Origin of the sequence: Burkholderia sp. LAS2, from assembly GCF_018417615.1 — a bacterium.
In the GTDB taxonomy this organism is placed as follows: domain Bacteria; phylum Pseudomonadota; class Gammaproteobacteria; order Burkholderiales; family Burkholderiaceae; genus Burkholderia; species Burkholderia sola.
On record NZ_CP071053.1, the window covers coordinates 61,359 to 86,568 of the forward strand.

Consider the following 25,210-nt stretch of genomic DNA (forward strand, 5'->3'; position numbering starts at 1 on the left):
CACCTTACTGAACGTGCTCGACTGCCGTCGTTTATCGGATGTCGCGTGCGAGCCGATACGTTACCGTGTTCCGGTTCCGCCGCGCGCTTCGTCACCGGCCGGGCGATCGCCGTCGACGGCGGCTTCACCGTATGGTGATCGTGTACCATCGGCGCTTCCCGATACGCTTTCGTGCGCTGCGGTCGTGCGCCCGGCCACGCCCGTGCGATTCGCGCAGCGCGTTTCCTTCGCATGACCGCATCCGCTTCGCCCGACACTGCACTCCGCCCGCTGCCGATCGATACGCTGACCGTGCCGGCCGCGCTCGACGGACGCTCAGGCACCAATCGGTCGGGCAGCGCGCATCCGCAGATCGCCGCGACCAACGACCTCGACGCCGTGCGTGCGTGGCTCGCGCGCTTCGTCGATACGCCGACCACGTTCCAGAACTACCGCAAGGAAGCCGAACGCCTGCTGCTGTGGGCCGTGATCGCATGCGGCAAGCCGCTGTCGTCGCTCACGCACGAGGATCTCGTCGTGTACCGGCAGTTCCTGCTCGCGCCCGCGCCGGCCGAGCTATGGTGCGCGAACGGCGGCCGCAAGCATCCGCGCGACGATCCGCGCTGGCGGCCGTTCTACGGGCCGCTGTCGGCAGCGAGCCAGCGGCAGGCGCTGGTGATCCTGAACGTGATGTTCTCGTGGCTCGTGCAGGCCGGCTATCTGGCCGGCAACCCGCTCGCGTTGTCGCGTCAGCGGCAGCGCCGGCCCGCGCCGCGCGTCACGCGCCATCTCGGGCAGCCGTTGTGGCAATCGGTGAAGGATGCAATCGCCGCGATGCCGCGCGACGATGCACGCGCATGCTTCCATGCGGATCGCGCGCGGTGGCTCTTCACGCTGCTGTATCTCGGCGGGCTGCGCATCACCGAAGCGGCCGATACGACGATGGGGCAATTTTTCTGCCGGCGCGACGCGAACGGGCACGCGCGCTGGTGGCTCGACGTGACGGGCAAAGGCGGCCGGCGGCGGCTCGTGCCGGCCACCGACGAGATGATGGCCGAGCTGTCGCGCTACCGGCGTGCGCACGGCCTGCCCGCGCTGCCGCTCGACGGCGAACCGACGCCGCTCGTGCTGCCGGTCGGCCAGACGCGCAAGCCGCTCACGCGTGCGGCGCTGCACCGGATCGTGAAGCAGGTGTTCCGGCACGCGGCCGACCGGCTACGTGCGAATGGCGAGGCCGGCGAGCAGGCGGCGCGCGTGCTCGAACAGGCATCCGCGCACTGGTTGCGTCACAGCGCGGGCTCGCACATGGCCGACGGCCGCGTCGACCTGCGGCTCGTGCGCGACAACCTCGGCCATGTATCGCTCACGACGACGAGCCAGTATCTTCACGCGGACGACGACTGGCGCCATCGCGAGACGGAGGAGAAGCACCGGATCGGGTGGGACTAGGCTGCGTTGCGCCGCTCAGCGTACGAGGTCGAGCCCGCCGAGACCGCCGTTGCTGCGGCACTTCGCACGATCGCTTGTGGCCGGCACGTCGATCTCGCCGCACAGCAGCACGTCGATGCGCTTGCCGTGTCAGTACACGGCCACCCAATGCCCCGGCACCCACGCCCAGTGATTGCCGGCCCACCGGTAATGCCCCTTCGCCCAGCGATAGCCGGGTGCGGGCGACGGCGGCGCCACCTCGACGACGGGCGCGGGCTGCGGCGGCCGCACGGGCTCGACTACGCAGGCGGACATCAGCATGGCGCTCGCACTCACCAGCACGGCCAGCGAAACGGATTGGATCTTCAATGTCGATTCTCCCTGTTGGGTAATAGGTTGATCGGGCCGCGCGCGGCATGCGCCACGTTACGCGACCCCACGAATCAGGCCGCTCATCGGCCGTGTCGCGCCGCTTTCCGCAAATAACGCGGACGCGGTGCGGCGCGGATCGAGCCGCAGGCTGTCGGCGGCCGCGCCCGCGATCAGCGCGTCGAGCGACGCGGTCGGCTTCAGGTCACGCCCTTCGTACAGGTCGCCCGGCCGCAGCCCCGGCCAGTCCGCGATCACGCGCCCGCCGGCAACCGCGCCGCCCGCGAGCATCGCGACCGACGCCTGCCCGTGGTCGGTGCCCCCCGTGCCGTTCACCGCGGCCGTGCGGCCGAACTCGGTCGCGACCAGCACCGTGGTCTGCTGCCACGCAGGTCCAAGGCCGTCGCGCAGCGCGGCGAGCATCGTGTCGAGCGCCTTCAACTGATTCGCGAGCCGCGCGTTCTGCGCGCTATGGGTATCCCAGCCGCCCGTCTCGATCATCGCGATCCGCGGCCCGTCGTCGCGCGCGAGAAACGTCGCGGCGAGCTTGCCGACGCCGGCCGGGTCCTGCCGTGCATGCGCGTCGCCGGCGAGGCCGCGTGCTTCCATCGCGGATTGCCACAACGGGCCGAGCTGCGCGTCGGCTTCGTAGAGCGCCGACACGCGGGTGAGCAGATCGTCCGGCGCGGCCGGCAAACCGGACGGCGCATACGACGCGGCCTGCACCGTGCCGCGCAGCGCGAGCGGCACGGTGGGCGCGAATGCGATCGCGTTGTCGCGCGTCGCCGGCAGCAGCGCGGCGAGCCGGTTCAGCCAGCCGTCCTTCACCTGGTACGGTGCGCGGCCGCCCGTTTCGAGCACGTTCTGGCCGTCGAAATGCGAGCGGTCGCGATACGGCGACGCAATCGCATGGACGAACAGCGCCTGCCCGTCTCGGTACAACTGCGCGGTCCGCGCGAGCGACGGATGCAGCGCGAACGTGCCGTCGAGTCGCGTCGCGGCCGCCGCGTCGATCGCGAGCGGGCCGCGCAGCGACGCATACGCGGGCTCCGCATACGGGACGACGATGTTCAGGCCGTCGGCTGCGCCGCGCTGGATCACGAACACGAAGCGCCGGTCGGTCTCGACGTTCGCGAACACGATCCGCGGCGCGACGAGGATCGCGCCCGCGCCGGCGGCGGCCACGCGGAGGAATTGTCGGCGGGACAGTGTCATGGTCATCTCCGTTGGAAATCGGGCGACACGAGCAGCAGCGCGAGCGAGGTCGTCGCGCTTTCGGCGCGCGCGACCGCGGTCGCGGTCGGCGCGCTCATCGAACCGGCGAGCAGCGTGTTGCCCAGCGTGCGCGGATCGAGCCGGTCGCCCGTACGCGCGGCCAGACGCTGCGCGATCTCGACGCGGCGCACGAGCGCGTCGGGCGCCGCCCAGCTCGCGGCGACGTCGTCGTAGCCGGCCGGCGAGCCCGGGCGCCACACCGGCTGGCCGAGCTGCGCGAGCAGCGGCGCGGCCTTGAGATCAGCGGTGTCGCGCCAGCCGAGCCCGCGCAGCGTCGATACGGCCCATTCCCACGGCGTCTTGAACTTGCGGTTGACCGGCGACCACGCGTCGGGCGCGTCGACCAGCGCGCGATAGACGGTCGGCAGGTCGCCGCCGCTCGCGTCGAATGCGCGCGCGAGCCGGTCGGTCAGCGCGGGCGGCGGCGTGTCGGCGACGAAATGACGGGCGAGCTGGAACGCGATGTGCCGGCCCGTCGCCTCCGATCGCGCGAGGTCGTGCAGGACCGCGCGCCCCTGCGCTTCGCCCGGTTGATCGTAGGTGCGGCCCATCACCGTGCGTGAACCCGGTTCGTGCAGATTCGCGCGAAACACGAATGCGCCGGGCGCCGCATCGCCCGGTTGCGGCCCGCGGCCGCCGGCGATGCTCCAGCCGGTCAGCGCACGCGCGAATTCCGTCACGTCGGCTTGCGTGTAACCGGTGCGCACGCCGAGCGTATGCAGTTCCATGATCTCGCGGGCGAGGTTTTCGTTGAGCCCGCGCTTCGCCGACGGATTGCGTGCCTGCGCGCGCAGCGCGGCCGGGCTGTCGGGGCCGACCGAGCGCGCCTGATCGAGGAACACCTGCATCGCGGGATGCTGCTCGACGGCGACGAGCATGTCCTCGAAACGGCCGAGCACGTGCGGGCGGATCGCGTCGCGCTCGAACGCGCCCGCGTACGCGGCCACCTGCCCCTTGTCGACCGATACCGCGAAATGGTTCGCCCAGAAATGCACGAGACGCTCGACAAAAGGCGCGGACGTAGTCAGCGCGCTGTTCATGCGCGCGGCGACGGCGCTGCGATACGCGTCGTAGCCGTCGCGGCGAATCGATTGCTCGGTTGCGCGCTTGGCGGCCGGGTCGTCGCTCGTCATCGCGTTGCGGGTGTTCGCGAAGCGCGTGGCGAGCATGATCGCGTCCGGCTCGCTCGCCCATGGGGCGGGCCCTGCGTCGTAGCGGTCGAACTGGGCGAGCAATGCGGCCTTCGGGTCGGCGGGCGGGGCTTCGTCGGCGCGCGCGCCGAGACCGAAGCGGTTCAGCGCGATCGCGGCCGGTGTGGCGTCGTTCGGGTGGTCCATGACGGGCTCTCTTGCGGTGCATACTCACGTTCAACGCAAGCACACCAAGAAATCCGTCGCGGGAAGGGAAATATTTTTTGTGATCGGGGAAACGCCGGGCGAAAGTCTCGCAGCGCGGCGGCGTGCGTCGTCGATGGATAACGACCGCGCGATTCATCGGAAGCGGCACACGCATGACGCGCGAGCAACACGCAGATTGCATGCCGCCCGCGCGCGCGGTGTTTATTCGGCTTACTCGCTCGCCGATGCGTCCGGCTTCTTCTGCAGCCTCGGCGGCAGACGCCAGTTTCCGCTGTGCTGCAAGCCGTCGACGAACTTCACGCGCTCGTCGGGCGTCAGCGTCGCCGCGAAATCGACGACGCTGCGCTCGATCTGCGCCCGCATCGCGGTGTCGGCCGCGCGCGTGCGGTCGAGCGCCGCATCGATCGCCGCCCGATCGAGTTGCGGCGCCGCGAGCAGGTCGAGCACGGTGATCCGGCCGTCGCGCCCTTCCCGCGCGAAATCGCGGCCGCTCTTGCGCGCCGCCTTCAGCGCGGCGGCGAACTCGCGCTGCCGCGCATCGGGCAATTCATCCGCGGCGAAACGCAACGCGGTGCGCGATGCGGGCGTGCCGGCCGCGTGCAGGTCGCGATGGGTCGAGAACCACTGATACGCGCCGCCGCCGATCGCACCGAGCATGAACACGTTCAGCACGACCGAGCCGATGAGGGTGAATTTCCAGCCGCGTTCGGTCATTCGTCGGCTCCGTCGATGCTCGGGCCGCCGAACGTCGTCGTCAGGTAGCCCGGTTCGTGTTGCGCGATCGGCGCGCTGCCGAGCATCAGCATCGACACGGCCACCGCACCGGCCAGCGCGCCGGCCAGCCCGACGCCTGCGAACGCGGCGCCCGACCACCACACGCGGCCGCGGCGGCGCGCGTTGCGGCGGCGGCGCCGTCGCGACGATACGTTCGACCAGCGCCGGCGCGGGCGGCGCCACCGTATCCTGCATCAGCCACGCGTCGAGCTCGGCGGCCTCGTCGAGCGCGTTCAGTGCGTCGCGCGGATGCGCGTGCGCCCACGCTTCGGCCGCCGCGCGTTCGGCTTGCGGCCAGCGCCGCGCGTCCGAGCCATACGCGGCGACGATGGTACGAAATCGTTCGGGTGTCATCGCTTGTCCTCGCTAGGTGGGTCGCCGGCCAGTTGCGCGCGCAGGTTGCGCCGCGCACGGGCGAGCAGGCTTTCCAGCGCATCGACGGTGATGCCCATCAGGTTGGCCGCTTCCCCATTCGACATTTCCTGATAGTACTGGAGCACCAGCGCTTCCCGCTGCCTCGGCGGCAACGCGGCCAGCGCCTGCCGCACGCGCGCGTCGCGCGAACGCAGTTCCGCATGCACGGCCGGCTCCGGCTGCGTGTCGGGCACGTCGGGCAGCGTGTCGCCGGGCTCCTCGCGCCGGCTGCGCAACCGGTCGTAGCACAGGTTCAGCACGACGCGATGCAGCCACGTGTCGAAGCGGGCTTCGCCTTCACGCCAGCGCGGCGCCTGGTTCCAGATTCGCAAGAACGTCTCCTGCGCGACGTCCTCGGCTTCGTTCCGGTCGCCGAGCATGCGCGTCGCCAATGCGAGCAGCCGCGGCAGCTTGCGTGCGACAAGCACGCGCACCGCCGATGCATCGCGTGCGCCGACGCGCGCGACGAGTTCCGCGTCCGGATCGCGGTCGCCGCGATCGTTCAACGCCGCCTGCTCCGTTGCGCGGCGCGCGGGCGCCGCATTGTCACGGCAGAAGGACCCGCCGCCCGGCTGAAGCTCATCGTCGTGCTCTCCTTGCATGCGTCGGGCCATCGCCGGACGGCGCCATGCCGACGGTTCCGATGGTTCGGGATCTCCGCGCGCGTCGCGCCAGGCGTCGCACACGGCATCGGCCGTGCCGGTTTCATCGACATCCGGTTCGCGCCGCATGTCGATCCTGTCTGCCGGCCGCGCGACCGTCGGCCGGCGCGCTCAATATACGACGACCGGCGCGGGCCGGTAATACACCGGACGGGCCGGCACCACGACGCAGCCGGCCAGCACGAGGGCCGCGGCCGCCAGTATCACGATGGTTCGAAAAAGCATCGCTTCGACTCATGAGGTTGCATGAAGAATCCGCCGCGCGCGCATCGCTTCGACGCGCGGCGGCGTGCACGTCAGGGCCCGTCAGGCCCAGTGGCCCGGCACCCAGCGCCAGGCCGGGCCGCGCGCCGCCCAATGCCCGGGCACCCAGTGGTAACCGACCCGCACGATCTGCCAGTGGCCCGGAATCCACACGTAACGGCCCTGCCGCCAGTGCCAGTGCCCTTGGTCCCAGACGTAGCCCGCCCGGGGCGCCGGCATCACTTCGACGCGCGGCGGCGGCGGCGCAAAAGGCGCGACGATGACGGCCTGCGCGAATACGGCGGACGTCGCGAACGCAGCCATGCAGCCGGCAGCCCATCGCAATGGAACAGAAAGTTTCATGAAAGACTCCGAAGTAATGGCATTGACCGGAAGCGGTCGTTCATGCGTTAAACGGAGCAGGCGGGAGAAATCCGTCGCGACATCGGCGAATAATTTTCACGGAGGCCGCGCGGCGCGGGGCCCTATGTATCGGCCAGCGCACACGCCGGGTTGCGAACTGTCACAACGCGGCAAAACTGCCCTTCGACAATGCATGCGACCGGGATCCCGCTCGTTTCCGGCCCACGCCCCGGCCGCGCTCGCGCATGGCCGTGCGGCTCCCCTCTCGCGTCCCATCAACGAACACACCGACCATGTCGAACCAGGACACCTCCCCTGATCAGCCGAACGAGCCGGCCGCTTCCGTGTCGCGTCGCGGCTTCCTGAAACTCGCGGGCGTCTCCGGCCTCGCCACCGCCGCCGGCGGGCTCGCGGCCGCCCGCGCTGCCGCGTCGAATCCGGACGGCACGCCCGAACAGGTTCACCTGACGTGGGGCAACGACCCGACGTCCGAAGTCGTGATCTCGTGGGCATCGCTCGCCGCGGCCGTCAATCCGCGCGCGCGCATCGTCGCCGACGGCGAGCCGCCGCGCACCGTGCACGGCGTCCAGCGCCTGTACACCGACGGCCTGAACGGCGAGACCGTGTTTGCGTATCACGCGCGCGTGCACGGGCTGAAGCCCGACACACGCTACCGCTACGAAATCACGGCCGACAACGACAGCAACGCCGCACAGCCGTTCTCCGCGAATTTTTCGACCGCGCCGCGCGGCCGGGCGCCGTTCCGTTTCACGAGCTACGGCGATCTCGCGACGCCGAACGGTGCGTGGGTCCTGTCGTCGCCGCAGAGCCGCTTCGCGGTGCAGGCCGTCGAGCAGTTCCAGCCGCTGTTTCACCTGCTGAACGGCGACCTCTGCTACGCGAACCTGAACCCGGCGCACCAGCCCGACGTGTGGCGCGATTTCGGCAACAACAACCAGACGTCGGCCGCGAATCGCCCGTGGATGCCTTGCCCCGGCAATCACGAGATCGAGTTCAACAATGGACCGCAAGGGCTCGACTCGTACCTCGCGCGCTATACGCTGCCGGAAAACGGCACGCACTTTCCGGGCCGCTGGTACAGCTTCCGCGTGAGCTCCGTGCTGTTCGTGTCGCTCGACGCAGACGACGTCGTGTACCAGGATGCCGCCGCGTTCGTCGGCGGCCCCGCGCCGCTCGTGCCGGCCGCGAGCACCGGCCGACCGCCGATCGAGCCCGGCACGTCGTTCTACGTGCGCGGCTACAGCAACGGCGAGCAGACGCGCTGGCTCGAACGCACGCTGCGCCATGCCGCGCATGACGACGACATCGACTGGATCGTCGTGCAGATGCACCAGGACGCGCTCAGTTCGTCGAAGACGGGCAACGGGTCCGACAAGGGCATTCGCGAAGCGTGGCTGCCACTGTTCGACCGTTACGGCGTCGATCTCGTGCTGTGCGGCCACGATCACGACTACGAGCGCAGCTACCCGGTGCGCGGCTGCAATCACCGCGCGGGCGTCGACGCGAAGACCGGCGAAGTGGTCGAGACGCTGCAGCCGCGCCCGGTCGGCTCGAACGATCCCGACCGCACGAAGTTCGACACGAGCCACGGCACGATCCACCTGATCCTCGGCGGCGGCGGCACCAGCGCGCCGCTCGACGTGTACGGCGAAAACCCGTCGACCGGCTTTGCGCAGGCGAAGGTATTCACGAAGCCGAACCGGCCGGTGCCGGGCACCGCGCCGAACACGTTCGTGCGCCAGCCGGCCGATGCGCTCGAGGATGCGATCTGGTCCGCACGCCGCGATACGGGCACCGGCTACGGGATCGCGGTGTTCGATCACGATCCGGGCAAGCCGGGCGGCCACACGACGATCACGATGCGCTACTACCACGCGCCGGGCGCCGACCAGCACCCGACCGCACAATACGAGCTGTTCGAGACGATCGAGCTGAGCAAGAAGCGGCGCGAGCGGTGATCGACGCATCGGGCGCCCGCTGCGGTGGGCGCCCGATGCGTTACAGTCGACGGACGGGAGGCACGGCGCGGGTTAGACTGCCCGCCTCGCACACCGGTCCACGCAGATGAGTTTCGAATACCGCATTCACACGCCCCCTTCGGCCGACGCATTCGACGCCATCGCCAATGTGCTGCGACAAGCGCATGGCGACGTCGACGTCGACATCGACGTCGATCCACACGAACGACGACTTGAAATTCGCGATGCGGCCAACGGCTGGCCGCTCATCGATCTGTCGATCGAAGCAGCCGGTTTCCTCCTTGTCACGACGCTGGGCCCGACGCGAAACGCGATGCTCGATTCGATCGGACGTGCGCTGTCGGAAATCGGTGCACCGTGGCGTATCGACGACGCGTGATCGGCTCGCACGACCGAATCGACCGGACACGCCGGTCCGGCTGAATCGCCGCGACGGCTGCGCCCCCGTAAAATGTGCGCTTCCGGCGAAATCTCCGTTTTGTATCGCTGCTCGCGATGACGGCATGCGCGAGCCGACCCGAATCATCCGAAATCGAATCAGCATGTTGAAACAGGCAGCAAACATCAAACGCAAGAACAACGCAACGCTCGCCGGGCTCGGCGCGGTGCTGTTATGGGCGTCGGTGGTCGCGCTCGTGCGCGGGGTCAGCGAAAACCTCGGCGCGACCGGCGGCGCGGCGATGATCTATACGGTGGCGTCCGTGCTTCTGCTGTTTTCGATCGGCTTCCCCGACCTGAGCCGGTTCCCGAAAAACTATCTGCTGTGGGGCGGGCTGCTGTTCGTGTCGTACGAGGTGTGCCTGTCGTTGTCGATCGGCTATGCGAGCAACGCTCGACAAGCGATCGAAGTCGCGATGGTCAACTATCTGTGGCCGAGCCTCACGCTCGTCGCCGCCATCGTGTTCAACAAGCAGCGCGCGAACCTGCTGGTCGTGCCCGGCGTCCTGCTGTCGATGCTCGGCATCTGCTGGGTGCTCGGCGGCGACCAGGGGCTCGATCCGGCCGGCATGCTGCGCAATGTCGCGGACAATCCGCTGAGCTACGGGCTGGCGTTCTTCGGCGCGCTGATCTGGGCCGCCTATTGCACGGTGACCGCGCGCATCGCCGACGGCAAGAACGGCGTGACGCCGTTCTTCATGCTGGTCGCCGCGGTGCTCTGGATCAAGTTCGCAATCGAAGGCGGTGGCGGCATGACGTTCAGTTTGCGTGCGGTCGCGTATCTCGTGCTGGCGGCGTCGGCACTCGGCTTCGGCTATGCGGCCTGGAACACCGGCATCATGCACGGCAACGTGACGGTCATCGTCGGCGCATCGTACTTCACGCCGGTGCTCGCCGCCGCCCTCGCCGCGACGCTGCTGCACGCGCCGCTGTCGGCGGAATTCTGGCAAGGCGCGTCGATGGTGTGCGGCGGCTCGATCCTGTGCTGGCTCGCGACGCGCGGACGGCGTCGTGACACGACCGAGCCCGTGCCGATCGCCAAGGAAGCGAAGAGCAATTGCCAAGGGTGACGATGCCGGGTGCCGTCGACACAACGCCGGATCGCTGCCGGCGATTCCCGGAACCATTGATCGACACGCGCTAGCTTCACGATTCCAGCGCGATCCGCACGGCCAGCCCGGCCAGCACCGTGCCCATCAGCCAGCGCTGAACCGCCGCCCAGCGCGGCCGTCCCGCGAGAAAACCCGCGATCGAACCGGCCGCGCACGCGATCAGCGCGTTGACGCTGACGCTCACCGCGATCTGCACGCAGCCGAGCGCCAGCGATTGCGCGAGCACGCTGCCGTGCCCCCGCACGATGAACTGCGGCAGCAACGACAGATACATCACCGCGATCTTCGGGTTCGCGAGGTTCGTGACGAAGCCCATGATGAACAGCCTGACGCGACTGTCGTGCGGCAACTGCCGGACCTGGAACGCGGAGCGCCCGCCCGGCTTCAGCGCCTGCCATGCGAGGTAGGCCAGATACAGCGCGCCGGCCGCGCGCAGCGCATCGTACGCATACGGCACGGTCATCAGCAGCGCGGTGATGCCCACTGCCGCGCACACCATGTAGAACACGAATCCCAGCGCGACACCGCCGAGCGAGACCAGCCCGGCGCGGCGGCCCTGGCAGATCGAGCGCGACACCAGATAGATCATGTTCGGTCCGGGCGTCAGCGCCATGCCGAGCGACACGAGTCCGAACGCAAACAGGATGGGCGGGGCCGGCACGGCACACTCCTTCGGGATCGATGACGAGGTAGGAACAATGTATTGCATCCCGGCCATCGTCAGCATGAATAAACTGCACGTCGCCCATGAGCGCCGTTCATCGCGTTCGCCGCTCGCTATTTGCCCTTTTTCGCGCGCGTCCGGATCGTCTTTTCGGCCTTCGGACGCTGCGCGTCGACGAGCCGCACGAACTCATCGGCAACCGCATTGCCGGCGGTATTCCACGCCAGTCGCACGGAGCGATGCAGCCGTGGCGACAGCGCCAGCACGCGGCCGCCGAACGGCGTGTACGTGAGCGTGATGCGCGGCACGATCGACACGCCCATGCCGGCCTCCGCCATCGACAGGATCGTGCGCATCTCGACGACGTTGAACGCGGCCCGAAGCGGCACGCCGCCGCGCGCGAAGTAATCCGCGATCACCGGCCCGCACCCCGCCTTCGAGAAAATGAACGGCGCCGCGGCCAGTTGCCTGGCCGACACGCTCTTGCGGCTCGCGAACAGATCGTCTGCCGCGACCGCGACGAAATCCTCGTCGAGCAGCGGCAGGTGGTGCGCGAACGTCTTCGTGCCGGCCACCACGCCGACGTCGGCCGTCCCGTCGTCGATCCACCCTTCGACTTCGCTGTCCGTCCCTTCGAGCAGCACCGCCGATACACCCGGGTGCATGTCCTTCAACGCCTCGAGCGCGGGCACGACGAACGCCAGCGACACGCTGGGCAGCGATGCGACCACCAGTTTCCCTTCGAGCTTGCCGCGCGACAGGCTGAACTGCTGGCGCAGCAGTTGCGCTTCCCGCACCACGCTCTGGACATACGGCCACAGGCGTTCGCCGGCCGCCGTCAGGACGACCGGTTGCCGGTCGCGCCAGAGCAGCTTGACCTGCGTGATGTCCTCCAGCTCCGTCAGCGCGTGGCTGATCGCGGATTGACTGCGGCTGAGCCGGTCTGCCGCGGCCGTCAGCGAGCCGAGTTCGACCACGGCGGCCAGGGCCTGCAACTGGGCAAGCGTCATCGGATTTCCTTTCGTTCGGGGATATGCACGCCGCGCATGAGGCGGCCAGTTCTGTTGAATTATATTGAACCGGTTCGATGGTCATACGTCGGGCGCGAGCGGGATCGCACACGGGTTCCGAAAGCTGCGACGCGCCTGTACCGCGGGCCGTCGACCGCCCAGCGCGTCATCCGGCCGGCGCCACGCCCTGCTCCATTCCCGAAGACGCGTTAGACTATTCGGATGGAACAATGTCGTTATTGCCAGAGAATCCGCGATGAATGGGATTGCCACGGCGACGAATGCCGCCGCGCGATCGCCAAGGCGCTGCGCCGACAGCGCGCGGGCCTGCCGATGGTGCCCGATCGCATCCGCAACGAGTTGCCGTCCGGCGCGCCGACCCAGCAGGTAATCGCCGTCCTGTCGCGCCAGCGCCTGCGCGCGCGCCGCGGTAACGAGGAACGTCGCGAGCGCAAGGAAATCGACGACGACGGGGTCTGATCCGGCAGCGCTGTCGCCCTGCGGTTCCAGCGTGAGCTCTTCGCCCCGTCGTTTACCGTCCGGCGCGGGCCCCAGCCCCCACTTCTCCCGCGATTGCTTGCCATTCTCGCAATACAGCATGGGGACGGATCGCGTTTGCGTCGAATTATTACCCGTAAAGCAACGATCTTTCGCTGAAAGTCAGGTTTACCCTAGGTGAGCCGACGCCTACGATGTAATCAACCGCTGACGACATGGTGTCGAACGCGGAAAGCCAATAAACATCGGAGGTCATCATGAAATCGCTCGTTTCCGCAGTCGTTGCCGCCGTCGCCCTGTCCGCCTCGTTCGGCGCATTCGCGCAAAGCACCGTGACCCGCGCCCAAGTGCGCAACGAACTGGTCCAGCTCGAAAAGGCCGGCTACAAGCCCAGCCAGGCGAGCCCGCACTACCCGGCCGACCTCGAGGCCGCGCAAGCCCGCGTGCAGGGCATCGACAACAGCGGCTACGGTGCGCAACCGGCCGCGACCGTCGAAGGCGGCGCACCGGTCGGCCGGGCACACAGCCCGCGCGACTCGGTCTACTTCGGCCACTAAGCGTGCCGCTGCGCGCCTTGCGCGTGCAGCCCGCGCCCGTGACGAGCCCGTCCCGCGACGGGCTCGTCGCGTTTCGCCCCGCCGTCAGCCGCTGCTGCTCGATGCGGCACGGTCGGTCCCGTCGGGCACGCCGCCGCGGACCAGATCCTGATAGCGCACGCACACGCACTGCGTGGAGGCCTTCGCCGCGTACATCGCCGCGTCGGCCTTGACGAGCAGCTCCTCGGCCGATGCGCCGTCCGCGGGAAACTCGCTGACGCCGATGCTCGCGCCGACGGCCATGCGCCCTTCGTCGAACTCCAGCTCCTCGGCCATCACGATCTGGATGCGCGTCGCGACATCGCCGATCACCGCCGGTGAATGCACGTCCGAAATCAGCACGATGAATTCGTCGCCGCCGAGCCGTGCAGCCATGTCGTCGCCGCGCAGCACCTGGCTCAACCGCTTCGCGACCGCGACGAGCGTGCGATCGCCGGCCGAGTGGCCGTGCTGGTCGTTGATCTGCTTGAAGCGATCGAGATCGACGAACATCACCGCCAGCCCCTCGCGCGCCGCGGCCGCATGCCGGATCGCCGCATCGAGATGCTCCATGAACAGCAGGCGGTTCGGCAGGCCGGTCAGCGGGTCGTGACCGGCGAGATGCGTGAGCTCCTGCTGCTTCGCGCGCAGCATCGCCATTTGCGTGCGGATCTCGACGCGCATGCTGTCGAAACAACGCGCGAGCACGCCGATCTCGTCGGCCCGCGCGACCGGCAGCCGTTCGGCAGCCGAATCGTCGAACACGTGCGTCGCCGCGCGCGCGAGCGCCTGCAGCGGCCGCGTGATCGCACGCGCGAACAGGATCGCGAGAATCACCGCCAGCACGCTCGACACGAGCACCATCCTGACGATCCGTTCGCCCAGCATGCCGTCCGGCGCGAGCACGTCGGCCAGCGGGCGCGCCATCCCGAGCACGACGAAGCGGCTGCCCTCGTCGTGCCCGAACGGCGTGCGCACGAACGCGAACATCTGGCCCGGCGCCTGATCGGGCTGCGCGAGTCCATTGAGCGTCACGTTCGTGCGCCCGCCGTCGAACAGCACGCGCGTGACGGCAAAACGGTCCTGCATCAGCACGCGCCGGCCGCGATCGAAACCGAACGCCTGTTCCGGATCGGGATGCACGAGAAAATCGCCCCACTCGTTCGCGAGATAGACCGCATAGTCGTCCGGCAGATCGCGTTCGATCCGGTCGAACACCCGGGAAAGTTCGACATCGACGACGAGCGCGCCGACCGTCTGGCCCGACGCGTCGACCACCGGCGTCCCGACGCGCAGGATCGGCAGCCCTTGCGCCGCATGAGATCCCGTCTCGTGATTGATCACGATCGGCGACAGGTAGATATGGCCGGGCGCCGTCGCGAGCGTATCGAATACGTAGGAGAACTGCCCTTTCTCCTGAAACGCGCTTTCGGGCAGCACGACGATGCCGCGCGCATCGCGATCCACGTGAATGCGTTCGATCCCGAAATGCCCGCTTGCGATCAGGCGGATCTGCAAGTATTCCGCATGATTTCTCATGAAGCTGTAATACACCTGCTCGAGCCGCATGCGTCGCGCGTTGTCCGCATTGTCGCCGCCCGCGACGGCCGCGGACGACGGCAACTGCGCGAGCACGAGCGCGTCGTCCGCAACGTCGGCGAGCGCGGTCGTGAAGCGCTGCCCGAGCAGTTGCGTCGACATCAGCAGACTGTGCTGCGCTTCCTGCACGAGCATCGCGCGGTTGGCGCGATACGCGTAGTAGCCGGTCGTGCCCGACGCGATCACGCCGATGCACGCGAACAGCACCGACAGCTTCGACGTGAGCCCGAGCCGGATCATTTTGCGAACCGCTCCGGCCGATCGCCCGACACGATGCGGCTCCACAGCGACTCGCGGCGCGCGATGTCCTCCACGGGCTGAAGCCACACGAGATGCTGGCGCCCGGTATCCAGGCCGCGCGGCTCGAGCGTGTTCGCGAGCCCCTGACGCTCGGTCAGCAGCGTGCCGATCGCCGGTTCGAGCATGTAGTTGATCCACGCGAAGGCAAGCTCCGGCCGTCGCGCGCCTCGCGTGACGGCCCAGCAATCGAGCCACGCGAGCGCACCTTCGTCCGGGATCACGTAGCCGACGTCCGCGCCGGCGCGACGCAACTGCTCGACCTGCTGCGTGCCGTAGTTGCCGAACATCAGCGCCGCGCGATGCTGGATGAACAGCGCGGTCGCTTCCTCGGGAAGCGTGTAGTACGTCAGCAGGTTGCGGCGCAAGTCGATCAGCTTGCGGGCCACGGCAAGCGTCTGCGCGGGCGACAGGCGGAACGGATCGGGATAGCCGAGCGCCAGCGCCGTGAACGAGAAATTGTGCTGCGCGCTGTTGAAGTCGAGCACCTTGCCGCGATAGCGCGGGTTCCACAACTCGCGCATCGAGCGCGGCGCGGCCGGCACCTGCTTGCGGTCGTAGATCAGTCCCATCGACGAATACGTGAACGGGATCGCGTAGGACGCGCCGTCCTGCACGAGGCCGCCGATCGTCGCGAGCTGCTGGAAATTCGGCAATTGCCGCCGCCGGTTCGGGATATGCGTCAGGTCGATCGGCGCGAGCAGGCGTTCATGCGCATAGCGCTGGATCTCGGCCGTGTTCGCGGCCAGCACGTCGTATGGCGGCGGCGACGCGCTGTGCATCCGCGTCCACAGCGCTTCGTCGGAATCGACCAGCGTCACTTCGACACGCACATGAAACTGCGTCTCGAATGCGCTGACGATATCGCTATCCGCGTAACCGGGCCAGGCCAGCACGCGCAGCACGTTGTCGTTGACGGTTTCGGGAGAGACGGCGAAGGCCGGCAGAGCGGGCGCGAGCCAGCCCAGCATCGATATGACGAGCAGCATGCGCACGGCGCCGCGGGCGCGCGCGCATGCGCCGATTCCCCTGATCAATCGGACCCCGCGTGAATCGCCCGCCTGCATCCGACTGTCCTTTTTTGAGTCGATGCGATATCCCGCAACGAGACCATAAAACGCAGGGTCACGCAATCGGAACAAGCCGCACATCGCGCATATTCGCGGGCCTCACGGCCGAACGTCCCCCAATTACAGGGGCCCGTGTGGGGGTCGCGCCGACGCCCGCGCACGTCGCATCGCGCGGCGGCATCCGGAACTGCGCGGGCAATTTCGCGGGCATCTTCATCACGACCTTCACCGACGTGATGCTGTCGATCGCGACAGGCTCGTTCGTGGCGCCGCTCGCGGTGGCCGGCGGGCTGTGCGTCGTCGTGGTCGGCAAGGTCGAGCCGGTGCCGCCGCCGCCGCGCGGCAGCGGCGGGCCGATTGCCGAGCCGAACGCGGCCTGACGCAGCGGGACGGCGCGGCCGACACACCCGCGCCTTTCCTTTTCAGGCCGCGCATCGGACAATGTGCCGCGCCCGCCGGCGCGGCGCCGCTCCGGCCCGCGCACGGCGACGACGCGCTCCGCCCACGCCGATGAAACGCTACGAAACCCTCGCCCATACGATCGCCGACGACATCCGCAACGGCAACCTTGCAGTCGGCACGCGCCTGCCGTCGCTGCGGCAGATCATCGCGCAGCATGGCGTCAGCCAGTCGACGGTGTTTCGCGCGTACTACCTGCTCGAACAGTGGGGACTGATCCGCGCGCGCGAACGCTCGGGCTACTACGTCGCGCCGGGCGCCCAGCCGGCCGCGAGCCCGACGACGAAACGCCGCGCGAGCCGCGCCGGCGTCACGCGCAAGGTCGACATCAGCTGCCTCGTGTTCTCCGTGCTCGATGCGGCCACGCAGCCCGGCATCGTGCCGCTCGGCTCCGCATTCCCGGCGCCGCAGCTGTTTCCGCTGCCGCGCCTGGCGAAGTCGCTCGCGCAGGCCACGCGGCTCGTGAGCCCGTGGAGCACGGTCGTCGACCTGCCGCCCGGCAACGAGGCGCTGCGCCAGCAGATCGCGCGGCGCTATCTCGCGACCGGCATCTCGCAGCCGATCGACGAAATCGTCGTCACGAACGGCGCGCTCGAAGCACTGAACCTGTGCCTGATGGCGGTGACGCGCCCCGGCGACGTCGTCGCCGTCGAAGCACCGGGCTTCTATGCGGCGTTGCAGGCAATCGAGCGGCTCGACCTGCGCGCGGTCGAGATTCCCGTCGATCCGCGCACGGGCCTCGATCTCGATGCGCTCGCGAACGCGCTCGACCGGCACGACATCCGCGCGTGCTGGTTCATGACCAATTTCCAGAACCCGACCGGCGTCACGCTGACCGCCGAAAAAAAGCGCGCGCTCGTCGAATTGCTCGCGGCGCGCAACGTGCCGCTGATCGAGGACGACGTGTACGGCGAACTGCATTTCGGCCCGGACTATCCGCTGCCCGCCCGCGCGTTCGACCGTCATGGCCTCGTGATGCACTGCAGTTCGTTCTCGAAAACGCTCGCGCCCGGCTACCGGATCGGCTGGGCCGCCGCGGGCCGGTTCGCGGAGAAGGTGCAGCGGCTCAAGCTGATGACGACGCTGTCGGCCAGCATTCCCGCGCAGGCCGGCATCGCGAACTATCTGGAGCACGGCGGCTACGACCGGCACCTGCGCAAGCTGCGCGGCGCGCTGCACACGCAGCTCGACCGGATGGACGACGCGCTGCGGCGCTGGCTGCCGGCCGGCGTCGAATGGGTGCGGCCCGACGGCGGGTATTTCCTGTGGCTCGCGTTTCCCGACGCGATCGACGCGATGGAGCTGCATCGCCAGGCGATCGCACGCGGTATCAGCTTCGCACCGGGCCCGCTGTTTTCGGCCGCGCACGGCTTCGAGCGCTGCGTACGCGTGAACTTCGGCCATCCGTGGAGCCGCGACATCGAGCGCGCGATCCGCGTGCTCGGCGAACTGGTCGCGCAGCCGTCGGTCCGCAAGGCAGGCTGATCGCGCAACGCGCGCTGCGCCGGCCGCGTCACGGCCATGCAGACGATCCGTACGCGGGTTACATTGCAGGTCCCGCCGCCCTTTCCCGATTGCCCATGAGCCAATTGCCTTACCTCGATCACGACGCGCTGCTGAAACTGACGGCCGAAGCGGCGCACGTCACGCTGCCGTGCACGTGCACGAAGACCTCGCTCGCCGGCTGGACGACCCTGCCGCTGTCGCTGCCGGACACCCAACTGATCGAAGTGGCCACGCTCATCCCGCCGGGCGAACCCGAGCCGACCTACGCGGAATATCATCCGGCCGGCACGCGCTACGCGTCGGACGACGCGCCGATCGCGCCGCGCCATTTCCCGTACAACCGCTGCGCCGTCAGCCGCTGTCGCGCGTGCGGCCGCCTGTTCCTGCGCTACCAGGAAGGCGGCGGCTACTTCATCGACCAGCGCATTCGCGCGCTCGATCCGGCGCTCGTCGTCGACGCATGACCTCGGCCACGGGCATGCGCGCATGCCCGGCCCACGCCGGCGCCCCGCCGGCCATCTGCTGCGCCTTTTTTGTTCCGATCTGCTGCTTGTCGCGCCGCATCGCGTTCCCTACGCTGTCTTCCGTTGCCTGACATCCGTCGCAACGCCTTCCCGCGCCGCGCGCCATTCGCCGTGGCGCCTCTCGCGTATCACGTCATGTATCGATATACCGATTTCGACCGGGCGCTCGTGCACAGCCGCGCCGCCCAGTTCCGCGACCAGCTCGAACGCTGGCAGCAAGGCACGCTCGGCGAGGACGCGTTCCGGCCGCTGCGCCTGCAGAACGGCTGGTACGTGCAGCGCCACGCGCCGATGCTGCGCGTCGCGGTGCCGTACGGCGAGTTGTCGAGCGCGCAGCTTCGCATGCTCGCGCGGATCGCGCGCGACTACGACGTACCCGACGACGCCACCTACCGCGCCGCGTGCGACGCCCAGGCGTTGCTCGGCACGTTGCGCCTGCCGACCCGCAGCGCGCACTTCACGACGCGCACCAACGTGCAGTTCAACTGGATTCCGCTTGCGAAGGCGGCCGACGTGATGGACCTGCTCGCGACCGTCGACATGCACGGCATCCAGACGAGCGGCAATTGCATCCGCAACATTTCGTGCGACGAACGCGCGGGCGTCGCGCCGGACGAGATCGCCGATCCGCGCCCGTTCGCCGAAGTGATGCGCCAGTGGACGACGCTGCATCCGGAATTCGCGTTCCTGCCGCGCAAGTTCAAGATCGCGATCACGGGCGCGACCGAAGACCGCGCGGCGACCGACTGGCACGACGTCGGGCTGAAGCTCGTGCGCGACGACGCGGGCGCGCTCGGCTTTCGCGTGAGCGTGGGCGGCGGGATGGGCCGCACGCCGACGATCGCGATGCTGCTGCGCGCGTTCCTGCCGTGGGAGCACGTGATGAACTACATCGAGGCGATCGTCCGCGTGTACAACCGCTACGGGCGGCGCGACAACAAGTACAAGGCGCGGATCAAGATCCTCGTGAAGACCGAAGGGCAACGCTACATCGACGACGTCGAGGAAGAGTTCCGCCAGATCGTCGTCCACGACGGCGGCCCGCACACGATCCCGCAGGCCGAATTCGATCGCGTCGCCGCGTCGTTCGTCCCGCCGCGGTTGAAGCCGCGCACGCTCGACCTCGCGGACGCCAACGCGCGCGTGTCCGCGCAGGCGAGCCGTCATCCGGCGTTCGCGCGCTGGCTCGCCCGCAATGTCGCCGATCATCGCGACCCGGCACTGCGCATCGTCACGCTGTCGTTCAAGCGCCGCCTGCAGGCGCCCGGCGACGCGTCGCCGGACCAGCTCGATGCGCTCGCCGATCTCGCCGACCGCTTCTCGGCCGGCGAGGCGCGCGTCACGCACACGCAGAACGTCGTGCTGCCGTGGGTACACGTCGACGACCTGTTCCTGCTGTGGGAAAACGCCCGCGCGATCGGGCTCGCGAGCGCGAATGTCGGGCTGCTGACCGACATGATCGCGTGTCCGGGCGGCGATTTCTGCGCGCTCGCGAACGCCCGCTCGATTCCGGTCGCCGACGCGATCGCCGAGCGCTTCGACGATCTCGACCTGCTGCACGACATCGGCGACATCGACCTGCACATCAGCGGCTGCATCAACTCGTGCGGCCATCATCACAGCGGCCACCTCGGCATCCTCGGCGTCGACAAGGACGGCGCGGAGTGGTACCAGGTCACGCTCGGCGGGTCGGACGGCTCGATCGCAAGCGGCCCCGCGCGGCCGGGCAAGGTGATCGGCCCGTCGTTTTCGGCGGACGAGATCGTCGACGTCGTCGACGCGATCGTCAACGCGTATCTCGACGCGCGCGTCGACGCGAACGGCCGCTGCGAACGATTCATCGACACGGTGCGCCGCGTCGGAACGGAGCCGTTCAAGGCCGCCGCGAACGCCGCGCGTCATCAGGAAGAACCCGTATGAACCACGAGATCGCGAACGCAAACGAACGCATCCGGCTGCTGACGCCGGCCGACCATGCCGACGATACAGAGCAGCACGGCGCGACGACGCTGACGATCGGCAACGACGAGGCACTGCCGCCGCTCGCCGCGCGCATCGCGCAGGCCGAGCGCATCGACCTGCAGTTTCCGTCGTTCACCGACGGCCGCGCATACAGCCAGGCCTACCTGCTGCGCAAGCGCTACGGCTTCGCCGGCGACCTGCGCGCAACCGGCGACGTCCTGGTCGACCAGTTGCTGCTGATGGAACGCACGGGGTTTTCGAGCGCGGTGCTCGGCGACGACACCGACCTCACGGCCGCACGGCGGCAGCTCGACCGGTTTCCGGGCTTCTATCAGCGCGATGCGAGAACGACGATGCCGCCGCAGGACGCGGCAGCGCAGCCCGGAAAATGAAACGGGCGGCTCGCTGGCCGCCCGTACGATGAACCGGAAGCAAAACCGGCCGGCGCCCGCCGTCACGCGGGCGCCGCCGGCGTTCAGCGCGCCGCCGCCGGCTTGCCGAACCCGCCGAGGATCTTCTTCTCGAGCGCGATGTAATCGCGGCCGAAGTGGTGATCGCCCTGCGTCTTGATCACGTCGGCACCCGTGTTCGCGAGCGCCGGGCACATCGTGTCCGTCTCTTCCGCGCCATAGAAGCACTGCACGAGCGCCGGCGGCACCTTCGCGATTTCCGGCGCAACCTTCAGCGCCTTGTCGCTCGCGGGCATGCCGAGCCAGCCGGTCACGCGGATCTGGAAATCGGCCGACGGCGCGAAGCCGAGCAGCGACATCACCGCGACCTTGTCGCGCAGGTCGGCGGGCAGCCGGTTGTACGCGAACGGCATCACGTCGGCACCGAACGAGTAGCCGACCAGCGCCACGCGGTTCGCATGCCAGCGCGCCGTGTACGTGCGCATCACGCGGGCCAGATCGCGGCTCACCTGCGCGGGCGGCTTCTCGCTCCAGAAGTAACGCAGCGCGTCGATGCCGACCACCGACACGCCGTCGCGCTGCAGCGCCTCGGCGATCGTCTTGTCGAGATCGCGCCAGCCGCCGTCGCCCGAGATCACGATCGCGAGCCGGTCGCTGCCGCCCTTGGCGGGCAGTTCGACGAGCGGCAGGTCCGACACGTCGAGTTCGTCGCTGCTGCTGGTGTCGCGCAGGTGCGACGTGACGAGCGATACGAGCTTCGCGGTGTCGCCCGCGGCAGCCGTTTCGACGAAACCCGGCATCGCGCGGCGCACGATCGTCGAATCGGGCGGGCACGGCTTGAAGCGCGGATCGAGCTTCGCGGCCGGACCGACCGCGACGACGCCGGCGATCGTGTTCTCCGGCGCCATCGACAGGATCTGCTTCGCGATCGCGCCGCCCTGGCCCATGCCCGCGACGATCGGCGTGAAATAGCGCGACGACTGCGCAAGCCGTTCGAGTTGATGGCTGACCGCCTCGGCGTCGCCGTCGAGGTGGTGGCAGGCCTCCTGCTTCGCGGCGAGATTCGCCGCGTAACGCCCGGAATCGACGCCGACCGTCATCGCGCCGGCTTTCGCGAGCGCGTCGGCCGCCTGCTGATCGGCGGCATGCCAGCCGGCCTCACGCGAGAACAGCACGACGAAACCGCGCAGCGGCCCGCTCGGCCGGGTCACGGTCACGGGCCCGTAGCGGCCGCCGGAGACGGTTTCTGCTTTCACTGCGGCCGGCTGCGCGGCGCACGCGGCGCCGGCCAGCATCATTCCCGCGCAGGCGGCTGCCGCCCGCGCGATTAACTTCTTCGACATCATGAACGCCGACCTCCAGCCAGCAATGACAGATCCGCGAGCGTGACGAACACGCCGACCGAGCCCGAGGCCGCGAGATAACGCGGCTCCCAGTGCGGTTCGAACTTGCTCTTGAAAGCGCGCAAGCCGCGGAAGTTGTAGAAGCGGCCGCCGAAGCGCCAGACCATCAGGCCGAGCCGGTGGAACGGCGACGGCATCTTCGCCGCCCCCATCCCCGAGAACGGCGCGATGCCCAGGCTCAGCTTGCGGAACCCCGCTTCCTTCAGATGCAGCGCGAGCTGCGTAAACAGATACTCCATCGCGTACGGCGATGCGTCGGGCAGATGGCGCATCACGCCGACCGTCGCCTCGGTGTTGAGGTCGGTCGTCATGAACGTGACGAACGCGATCGGCTTGTCGGCCTGACGCACCAGCATCACCGACTGCGTCGACAGATAGCCGTCGTGGAACGCGGCCACCGAGAAGCTCTTCTCGCGCGCATCGCGGCTGTCGAGCCAGCCGTCGGAGATGTCGCGCAGCGCCGGCAGCGCGGCCGGCACGTCGCCCGGCGCGATCACCTCGACCGTCAGCGCATCCTTGTCGCCGCGGCGCAGCGCGTAGCGCAGGTGCGACCGGTTCGATCCCTTCAGGTCGAACTGGTCGAGCGCGATATGCGCTTCCTCGCCGAGCTTCATCAGCGTGAGCCCCGCGTCGAGATACAGCGGCAACGCGTTCGCGCGCACCTGGTAGAACGCCGCGCGGCCGCTGTGCGCGTGTGCGAGCGCGATGAACTTGCTGATCAGCGCCGGCCACTCTTCACGCGGGCCGACCGGGTCGTGCAGCGCGGCCCACGTGCGGCCGTTCTTCGCGTACATCAGGAACGCGCGACGCGATTCGGAAAACAGGAACGACTTGTCGCCCATCAGCGCGAGGCCCGCGTCGCTGCACTCCTGCGCGCGAATGATCTGCTCCGCGTCGATCAGGTCCTGCTCCGCGGGTTTCACGAAACGCCCGGGCGCCGGGCGCAGCAGTTGCCACAGCGCGAACAGCGCGACGAACACGCCGGACGCGAGCGTCGCGCGCAGCGCCCGCGGCGCGCGCGCATCGAACGAGAAATGCGACCACAGATCGCGCGTGTACGGCACGTCGCGAAACGCGAAGAACAGCACCCACACGGCCAGCATCAGCACCATCGCCACCGACACGAACCAGCTCACCGTGAAGCGCTCGGCGAGCAGCGACGAATGACGGTTGAACCGGCGACGGCTGACGAGCAGCAGCACGAGCAGCGTGCCGAGGACGCCGGCCTCGACGAACGCGAGGCCCTTGGCCAGCGACAGCGCGAGGCTCGCGAGCGTCAACGCGAAGGTCATCCACCATGCGCCGTCGAGCCGGCGCAGCAGCCCGCGCGCGACGAACAGCAGCGCGACGCCGAGCACGCTGCAGATCACCTGCGAGCCTTCGAGCACCCACAGCGGCACGATGTGGCGCAGGATCGCGATCCGGTGCCAGAACGCGGGCGTCGCGCTCGAGATCACCAGCATCCCGCCGACCGCGAACGTCACGAGGCTCAGGAACACCGGCGCGAGCTGCGACACGCGCACGGCCTGCCGCGTCACGAGCCGGCGCCGCAGCGCGCGGCCCTCGAAACCGGCCAGCAGGCCGGCCGATAGCACGAGCGGCACGCCGAAGTAGATCGCGCGATACGCGATCAACGCGGCGACCATCGCGTGCGCGGGCACTTCGCGACCGAGCGTGAAAACCATCGCCGCCTCGAACACGCCGATCCCGCCCGGCGTATGGCCGATCATCCCGAGCAGCAACGCGGCCGCGTAAACGGTAATGAAGGTCGGGAAGCCGACGGGCGCCGCCGGCAGCAGCACCCACAGCGTGAGGCCTGCGGCAACGACGTCGAGCACCGCGTAGACGACCTGCGCGACGAGATCGCGCCGCGCCGGCACGTCGAACGACAGCCATTTGAAGCGCGTGACGACCGGGCGTGCGGTGTTGCCGCACAGCACGACCAGCGCGGCGAGCGCGACGAGCAACGCGGCGCCCGTCCACGTGAGCACGCCGGGCGCGACGTGCAGCATCGCGGCGAGCGCCTCCGGCACGCAGACCATGCCGACCGCCGTCATCAGCACCATCGCGAGCGCCAGCGTGCCGCTCGTGAACACCGTCATCCGGCCGATCTGGGCGGGCGTGACGCCCGACACGCCGTACACGCGGGCGCGCACCGCACCGCCCGTCAGCGCGCCGAAGCCGGTCGCGTTGCCGAGCGCGGAACCGGCGATCGCGCCGATCCACAACGCGACGCGCGGCACCTTGGCCGCGACATAGCGCAGGCCAACGGCATCGCGGGCGACGAGCGCGAGGTAGCTGAGGGCCGTCGCGGCGAGCGACGCGCCCCACTCGCCGACGGACATGTGACGCAACTGGCGGATCACCGAGCGGTAGTCGACGGATTCCGACAGATGCTGGAAAACCACGATCAGCAGCAGGCCGATGCCGAGCGCGAGCAGCGGCGACAGCACGCGCTCGTGGCGGATCAGCGCCCGGGCACGGGCGATCACCGCCTCGGCACGACCGGGCGAACCAGGGTGGCGGGAAGACATAACGTGTTCAGTGGTGGTGCATAGCGTGTCGCGGCGCGGGTTGGCCGGGCGGCGACCTGTCTGGTTGTTCTGCATGGGCGGCCGGCCGAAGACGGGCGTGGCGCCTGGATCAGAACTTACGAGTATACGGAACTTATATTACAGAATCTTTCACGTCGCCTTTGTGCGGATTTGTGGTTTCTCGCGCATCGAAACGCATAAAGAAACCGTGCGTCCCACGAACGCAAGGTGCGCATCATACCGGCAACGGAGGTCGTTTTTTCATCGGATGAATGACTTGTGAT

23 protein-coding genes and 1 pseudogene are annotated in these 25,210 nt (G+C 68.9%); 11 read left to right on the plus strand and 13 right to left on the minus strand.

Features of this window, described 5'->3' with window-relative positions; genetic code table 11:
• Positions 1-231 precede the first annotated feature (231 nt).
• Positions 232-1,428 carry a tyrosine-type recombinase/integrase gene (locus JYG37_RS20685; RefSeq protein WP_124630215.1) on the plus strand — a complete coding sequence of 399 codons (1,197 nt, stop codon included), beginning with the start codon at positions 232-234 and terminating at the stop codon, positions 1,426-1,428.
• A 129-nt stretch (positions 1,429-1,557) separates the two neighbouring features.
• Here JYG37_RS20685 and JYG37_RS20690 read toward each other — a convergent pair whose 3' ends face one another.
• The 7 genes and pseudogenes from JYG37_RS20690 to JYG37_RS20720 all read right to left on the minus strand — a co-directional run bounded on the left by JYG37_RS20690 (position 1,558) and on the right by JYG37_RS20720 (position 6,865).
• Positions 1,558-1,776 (minus strand): YXWGXW repeat-containing protein, encoded by a 219-nt coding sequence (locus JYG37_RS20690; protein ID WP_050012702.1) that lies wholly within the window; start codon positions 1,774-1,776, stop codon positions 1,558-1,560.
• Between the two features lie 57 nt (positions 1,777-1,833).
• A complete protein-coding gene (locus tag JYG37_RS20695) occupies positions 1,834-2,991 on the minus strand; it encodes a DUF1501 domain-containing protein (RefSeq protein ID WP_050012703.1) in 1,158 nt (385 codons plus the stop codon).
• A 2-nt stretch (positions 2,992-2,993) separates the two neighbouring features.
• Positions 2,994-4,388 carry a DUF1800 domain-containing protein gene (locus JYG37_RS20700; RefSeq protein ID WP_124630214.1) on the minus strand — a complete coding sequence of 465 codons (1,395 nt, stop codon included), beginning with the start codon at positions 4,386-4,388 and terminating at the stop codon, positions 2,994-2,996.
• Between the two features lie 231 nt (positions 4,389-4,619).
• Positions 4,620-5,123 carry a periplasmic heavy metal sensor gene (locus tag JYG37_RS20705; protein ID WP_050012705.1) on the minus strand — a complete coding sequence of 168 codons (504 nt, stop codon included), beginning with the start codon at positions 5,121-5,123 and terminating at the stop codon, positions 4,620-4,622.
• Positions 5,120-5,537, minus strand: a pseudogene (locus JYG37_RS20710) (hypothetical protein). The gene JYG37_RS20705 and the pseudogene JYG37_RS20710 overlap by 4 nt, the downstream one beginning before the upstream one ends.
• A complete protein-coding gene (locus JYG37_RS20715; RefSeq protein ID WP_080334195.1) occupies positions 5,534-6,328 on the minus strand; it encodes an RNA polymerase sigma factor in 795 nt (264 codons plus the stop codon). The pseudogene JYG37_RS20710 and the gene JYG37_RS20715 overlap by 4 nt, the downstream one beginning before the upstream one ends.
• A gap of 237 nt (positions 6,329-6,565) precedes the next feature.
• Positions 6,566-6,865 (minus strand): YXWGXW repeat-containing protein, encoded by a 300-nt coding sequence (locus JYG37_RS20720; RefSeq protein WP_050012707.1) that lies wholly within the window; start codon positions 6,863-6,865, stop codon positions 6,566-6,568.
• 293 nt (positions 6,866-7,158) lie between these two features.
• Here JYG37_RS20720 and JYG37_RS20725 point away from each other — a divergent pair, with 293 nt between their 5' ends.
• The 3 genes from JYG37_RS20725 (at position 7,159) to yddG (ending at position 10,373) form a co-directional block, all read left to right on the plus strand.
• A complete protein-coding gene (locus JYG37_RS20725; protein WP_209928473.1) occupies positions 7,159-8,844 on the plus strand; it encodes a purple acid phosphatase family protein in 1,686 nt (561 codons plus the stop codon).
• A gap of 106 nt (positions 8,845-8,950) precedes the next feature.
• Positions 8,951-9,244 (plus strand): hypothetical protein, encoded by a 294-nt coding sequence (locus tag JYG37_RS20730; protein WP_124630212.1) that lies wholly within the window; start codon positions 8,951-8,953, stop codon positions 9,242-9,244.
• A 184-nt stretch (positions 9,245-9,428) separates the two neighbouring features.
• Positions 9,429-10,373 carry an aromatic amino acid DMT transporter YddG gene (yddG, locus tag JYG37_RS20735; RefSeq protein WP_148095983.1) on the plus strand — a complete coding sequence of 315 codons (945 nt, stop codon included), beginning with the start codon at positions 9,429-9,431 and terminating at the stop codon, positions 10,371-10,373.
• 76 nt (positions 10,374-10,449) lie between these two features.
• Here the strand turns inward: yddG and JYG37_RS20740 are convergent, their stop codons facing one another.
• Entirely contained in the window at positions 10,450-11,076 is a 627-nt protein-coding gene (locus tag JYG37_RS20740) for a LysE family translocator (RefSeq protein WP_050012711.1), read from the minus strand.
• 116 nt (positions 11,077-11,192) lie between these two features.
• Positions 11,193-12,089 carry a LysR family transcriptional regulator gene (locus tag JYG37_RS20745; protein WP_050012712.1) on the minus strand — a complete coding sequence of 299 codons (897 nt, stop codon included), beginning with the start codon at positions 12,087-12,089 and terminating at the stop codon, positions 11,193-11,195.
• A 222-nt stretch (positions 12,090-12,311) separates the two neighbouring features.
• On the opposite strand from JYG37_RS20745, the gene JYG37_RS20750 reads away from it, so the two are divergent.
• Entirely contained in the window at positions 12,312-12,569 is a 258-nt protein-coding gene (locus JYG37_RS20750) for a hypothetical protein (RefSeq protein WP_006478949.1), read from the plus strand.
• Positions 12,570-12,844: 275 nt separating this feature from the next.
• Positions 12,845-13,144, plus strand: coding sequence for a DUF4148 domain-containing protein (locus tag JYG37_RS20755; RefSeq protein WP_089489402.1), 300 nt, complete (start codon positions 12,845-12,847; stop codon positions 13,142-13,144).
• Between the two features lie 84 nt (positions 13,145-13,228).
• On the opposite strand, the gene JYG37_RS20760 is transcribed toward JYG37_RS20755, so the two are convergent.
• Together JYG37_RS20760 and JYG37_RS20765 are read right to left on the minus strand one after the other, a co-directional pair.
• Positions 13,229-15,001 (minus strand): GGDEF domain-containing protein, encoded by a 1,773-nt coding sequence (locus JYG37_RS20760; RefSeq protein WP_050012714.1) that lies wholly within the window; start codon positions 14,999-15,001, stop codon positions 13,229-13,231.
• On the minus strand, positions 14,998-16,125 hold the full coding sequence (locus tag JYG37_RS20765; RefSeq protein ID WP_050012715.1) for an extracellular solute-binding protein: 1,128 nt from the start codon (positions 16,123-16,125) through the stop codon (positions 14,998-15,000). The genes JYG37_RS20760 and JYG37_RS20765 overlap by 4 nt, the downstream gene beginning before the upstream one ends.
• Before the next feature lie 137 nt (positions 16,126-16,262).
• On the opposite strand from JYG37_RS20765, the gene JYG37_RS20770 reads away from it, so the two are divergent.
• The 5 genes from JYG37_RS20770 (at position 16,263) to JYG37_RS20790 (ending at position 20,971) form a co-directional block, all read left to right on the plus strand.
• A complete protein-coding gene (locus JYG37_RS20770; protein WP_050012716.1) occupies positions 16,263-16,508 on the plus strand; it encodes a hypothetical protein in 246 nt (81 codons plus the stop codon).
• Positions 16,509-16,638: 130 nt separating this feature from the next.
• The gene (locus JYG37_RS20775) at positions 16,639-18,072 is read left to right on the plus strand and encodes an aminotransferase-like domain-containing protein (RefSeq protein WP_176015742.1); all 1,434 of its coding nucleotides are present in this window, start codon (positions 16,639-16,641) and stop codon (positions 18,070-18,072) included.
• 95 nt (positions 18,073-18,167) lie between these two features.
• The gene (locus JYG37_RS20780) at positions 18,168-18,557 is read left to right on the plus strand and encodes a hypothetical protein (protein ID WP_050012718.1); all 390 of its coding nucleotides are present in this window, start codon (positions 18,168-18,170) and stop codon (positions 18,555-18,557) included.
• Positions 18,558-18,752: 195 nt separating this feature from the next.
• On the plus strand, positions 18,753-20,537 hold the full coding sequence (locus JYG37_RS20785; RefSeq protein WP_050012719.1) for a nitrite/sulfite reductase: 1,785 nt from the start codon (positions 18,753-18,755) through the stop codon (positions 20,535-20,537).
• Entirely contained in the window at positions 20,534-20,971 is a 438-nt protein-coding gene (locus JYG37_RS20790; protein ID WP_050012721.1) for a DUF934 domain-containing protein, read from the plus strand. Before JYG37_RS20785 ends, JYG37_RS20790 begins: the two co-directional genes overlap by 4 nt.
• A gap of 83 nt (positions 20,972-21,054) precedes the next feature.
• On the opposite strand, the gene JYG37_RS20795 is transcribed toward JYG37_RS20790, so the two are convergent.
• Complete coding sequence (locus tag JYG37_RS20795) at positions 21,055-22,335, minus strand: virulence factor family protein (protein ID WP_050012722.1); 1,281 nt, start codon at positions 22,333-22,335, stop codon at positions 21,055-21,057.
• A complete protein-coding gene (mprF, locus tag JYG37_RS20800) occupies positions 22,332-24,926 on the minus strand; it encodes a bifunctional lysylphosphatidylglycerol flippase/synthetase MprF (RefSeq protein ID WP_050012723.1) in 2,595 nt (864 codons plus the stop codon). Before mprF ends, JYG37_RS20795 begins: the two co-directional genes overlap by 4 nt.
• Between the last annotated feature and the right edge of the window lie 284 nt (positions 24,927-25,210).

Excerpts from the sequence above, each read along its gene's own strand:
- JYG37_RS20695 (WP_050012703.1), bottom strand. The coding sequence starts at position 2,991 with ATGACACTGTCCCGCCGACAATTCCTCCGCGTGGCCGCCGCCGGCGCG.
- JYG37_RS20780 (WP_050012718.1), top strand. The coding sequence starts at position 18,168 with ATGAGCCAATTGCCTTACCTCGATCACGACGCGCTGCTGAAACTGACG.
- JYG37_RS20785 (WP_050012719.1), top strand. The coding sequence starts at position 18,753 with ATGTATCGATATACCGATTTCGACCGGGCGCTCGTGCACAGCCGCGCC.
- JYG37_RS20795 (WP_050012722.1), bottom strand. The coding sequence starts at position 22,335 with ATGATGTCGAAGAAGTTAATCGCGCGGGCGGCAGCCGCCTGCGCGGGA.
- JYG37_RS20790 (WP_050012721.1), top strand. The coding sequence starts at position 20,534 with ATGAACCACGAGATCGCGAACGCAAACGAACGCATCCGGCTGCTGACG.
- JYG37_RS20760 (WP_050012714.1), bottom strand. The coding sequence starts at position 15,001 with ATGATCCGGCTCGGGCTCACGTCGAAGCTGTCGGTGCTGTTCGCGTGC.
- JYG37_RS20755 (WP_089489402.1), top strand. The coding sequence starts at position 12,845 with ATGAAATCGCTCGTTTCCGCAGTCGTTGCCGCCGTCGCCCTGTCCGCC.
- JYG37_RS20775 (WP_176015742.1), top strand. The coding sequence starts at position 16,639 with ATGAAACGCTACGAAACCCTCGCCCATACGATCGCCGACGACATCCGC.
- JYG37_RS20685 (WP_124630215.1), top strand. The coding sequence starts at position 232 with ATGACCGCATCCGCTTCGCCCGACACTGCACTCCGCCCGCTGCCGATC.
- JYG37_RS20750 (WP_006478949.1), top strand. The coding sequence starts at position 12,312 with ATGGAACAATGTCGTTATTGCCAGAGAATCCGCGATGAATGGGATTGC.
- JYG37_RS20745 (WP_050012712.1), bottom strand. The coding sequence starts at position 12,089 with ATGACGCTTGCCCAGTTGCAGGCCCTGGCCGCCGTGGTCGAACTCGGC.
- mprF (WP_050012723.1), bottom strand. The coding sequence starts at position 24,926 with ATGTCTTCCCGCCACCCTGGTTCGCCCGGTCGTGCCGAGGCGGTGATC.
- JYG37_RS20705 (WP_050012705.1), bottom strand. The coding sequence starts at position 5,123 with ATGACCGAACGCGGCTGGAAATTCACCCTCATCGGCTCGGTCGTGCTG.
- JYG37_RS20730 (WP_124630212.1), top strand. The coding sequence starts at position 8,951 with ATGAGTTTCGAATACCGCATTCACACGCCCCCTTCGGCCGACGCATTC.
- JYG37_RS20700 (WP_124630214.1), bottom strand. The coding sequence starts at position 4,388 with ATGGACCACCCGAACGACGCCACACCGGCCGCGATCGCGCTGAACCGC.
- JYG37_RS20725 (WP_209928473.1), top strand. The coding sequence starts at position 7,159 with ATGTCGAACCAGGACACCTCCCCTGATCAGCCGAACGAGCCGGCCGCT.
- JYG37_RS20720 (WP_050012707.1), bottom strand. The coding sequence starts at position 6,865 with ATGAAACTTTCTGTTCCATTGCGATGGGCTGCCGGCTGCATGGCTGCG.
- JYG37_RS20765 (WP_050012715.1), bottom strand. The coding sequence starts at position 16,125 with ATGCAGGCGGGCGATTCACGCGGGGTCCGATTGATCAGGGGAATCGGC.
- JYG37_RS20715 (WP_080334195.1), bottom strand. The coding sequence starts at position 6,328 with ATGCGGCGCGAACCGGATGTCGATGAAACCGGCACGGCCGATGCCGTG.